This is a genomic window from Eudoraea sp. (assembly GCF_049669105.1).
In the GTDB taxonomy this organism is placed as follows: Bacteria; Bacteroidota; Bacteroidia; order Flavobacteriales; family Flavobacteriaceae; genus Eudoraea.
The window spans coordinates 1-2,801 of the sequence record NZ_JBATKE010000154.1 but is presented as its reverse complement, the minus strand read 5'-3'; the positions used below and the strand labels follow the sequence as shown (position 1 = coordinate 2,801).

The window sequence follows — 2,801 nt, the reverse complement described above, 5'->3', positions numbered from 1 at the left end:
AACCTATATTGATTAATTGTGGTTTTTATTTTTTTTTGCTATTCTCTATTTTATATTCAGATCATATATTTATTGGAATTAAAAAAGTACAATCAAGCTTGTTGCTCTTGTTCTTCCCGATTGTTATTTTTTATTTTTTCCCTAAAGTTAAAAAACAAACCATTAAAATATTTTCCTATGGTTTTATTTTGAGCAATTTTGTGCTATTCCTTTATTTTTTCGATATTCTCGCCCAAGGACTGGCAATAGACAGGTTTGCCGGCTTGATGGATAAAAATATTTTAGAACAGGCATTGGCTATAAATACCTATCCATACGAGTTTGTGCTTTCTAAAGCCGAAAAGCATTTGGATGTCCTTTTTGAGCCCCATAAGGTATATCTTTCCTTGCATTTTTTGACTGCACTTTTACTTTCCATAAATTTGATTGCAAACTTTAAGATAGCTATATTAAAAAAAATACTATTAGGTATATTATCTTTTCTTTTTGTGTTGGCCATCGTTTACAGCCAGGCAATTACCACGGTTTTGTCTCTGGTCTTAATACTGGTTCTTGCTCCCTTTTTTTATTTTAGGCGGCATCTGGAGAAAATCATCTTTGGAGTAGTTGTCTTATCTTTTTTAACAATTGGTTGGTTGGTAGGATTGCTTGACACCTATAAAAACAAGAATACAGACTCAATTGCCATGCTTTTGGATTATGTTATCTCATCTGTACCCATGGAAGAAGGAGTAGATAAGCGGATATACATATATGATTGTTCTATCAACCTTATTAAAAAGGAGATTTTATTTGGCTATGGAGTTGGAAATGTTCAGCAAAAACTAAATGATTGTTATCAAGAAAAAAATTATGTTGTGGCTGAGTTTAGGTCATTGGGTTCAGAAATAAATACTCATAACTATTACTTTCATATGTGGCTGTCAGCCGGATTGTTTGCCCTTCTTTTCTTGTTGTATATGTTTGGCCATAATTTTTATATTGCTTTAAAGTTAAAGAACTTTACCTTTCTATTTTTCCTGTTGATGTTTTCCTTAAGCTTATTGACCGAGAATGTTTTGGTGCGGATGTATGGAGTATTTTTATTTGCGGTCATGAATTCATTGTTTTATTCAAATTGCAAGATAGATGCGGGAAACGGGGAATAAAACAAGAAGTCTCGCAAGGGGTTCGGCTATTTATAGCATAGGCAATATAGGCACTTTGGTTATCAATTTCTTTTTGGTGCCATTTTATACCTTTTTCCTCTCGAATGAGGAATTAGGCTATTTTGATTTAGTTGCCTCCGCATCGATTTTACTGGCACCTATTTTTTTCGGGCACATTGAATTGGCTGTACTTCGCTGGGTACTTGCAAATAATAACCCTAAGAATATTTCCCGGGTAGTATCGAGTTGTTTGATGGTTTTTCTAATAGGACTATTCATTTTTAGTGTAGTCTTTTCAGTGGTGCATCTATATACCTCGATAACATTAGCTCCTTATGTTTTTTTATATTTTGTTTCCATTTTTTTCTATGTCATTGCCAAGCAGGTCGTTCGTAGCGTTTATTCTTCATTGCATTACGTTCTTACAGAATTGTTCTACATCCTTATCGTACTTATATTAAGTATTTTATTTGTAAGTGAATATGGCTTAATAGCCATTTTTACTGCATATGGTTTCGCTTCAGCGTCCTTCTTGATTTATTTGCTTGCAATAAAAATAACCAAGCATATTGACTTAAAGGCAGTTCGTGTGAATGTAACCAAGGAATTATTGAATTATTCATTTCCTCTCGTACTTAATGCCATGAGTCTTTGGATGAACAATCAGTCAAGTAAGTATATTATAGCCTCGTTTTTGACGCTAAGCGCGAACGGTATTTATGCTATTGCCTTTAAAATAGCCTATGTCATTCAAATACTAAATCGAATTTTTTATTATTCCTTTCAGGATAAAATGTTCGCAATATATGGTAAGGACGGATTTAAAGACTATTTTGAAAAAACCTTCAATACCTATTCAGGACTACTTTTCTCTATTTTATATCTTCTAATAAGTACGCAAAAAATCCTTTTGCCATTTATTATAGACACTGATTTCCTTGAAGCAACCAGATATATTCCTATTTTGGCCTTAGGAGTGGTTTTCATGTCTTTAGCATCAATACTTGGTATTATTTATCAATGTGAAAAGAAAAACATGCACGCCTTTAAGACATCATTGGTCTCAGGTCTTTTGATTGTTGCCACCGGATTTTTATTTATTCCAAAGTATCAACTTTATGGGGCATCAAGTGTTTTCGCTTTTGGAAATTTTGTTTGGCTGTTGTATCGGTACTTTGATGTTCAGAAATTTGTAGCCCTAAGAGTTTTCTTCTGGAGGTTTATCTTGTATATTGTTATAGCATTCGGAATTTATAGCATCACTCAAAACGAACAGCTATGGGCATCTGTTCTAGCAATTTGCCTCGCAGTTATCATATCACTTTATTTTAGTAGAGATCTTGTTCGAAAATTTTTGACAGTACTATTAAAAAAATAAAAACATGAACAACCGATTTAATTCAATTAGCGTATAGTAGTGAGAATACCAGTAGCCATATTACTTTGCTTCCTTAGCATAATTTCTCTTATTTTAGAGTGGTTTACTCTTGGCTTGTCTTTATCTCTTTTGGCCTATGGTATCATTTTATACCACACATTTAAAACAGTTGGCCTTAACTCAGTGCTTTTTCTTTTCATGATATTGTTCGGCTTATATGGCTATAGCGTGCCTATTTCTGTTTTTTTTGATTCGGATATTGGGTGGCACAGAGT

General features: G+C 33.2%; 3 protein-coding genes. All 3 read left to right on the top strand.

The window, feature by feature from the left end; all coding sequences use genetic code 11:
* A partial coding sequence (locus WBM60_RS12740; protein WP_424283154.1) for an O-antigen ligase family protein occupies positions 1 to 1,148 on the top strand: 1,148 nt, incomplete at its 5' end.
* Entirely contained in the window at positions 1,129 to 2,526 is a 1,398-nt protein-coding gene (locus WBM60_RS12735) for a lipopolysaccharide biosynthesis protein (RefSeq protein WP_424283153.1), read from the top strand. The genes WBM60_RS12740 and WBM60_RS12735, both read left to right, overlap by 20 nt.
* 39 nt (positions 2,527 to 2,565) lie before the next feature.
* A partial coding sequence (locus WBM60_RS12730) for a hypothetical protein (RefSeq protein WP_424283152.1) occupies positions 2,566 to 2,801 on the top strand: 236 nt, incomplete at its 3' end.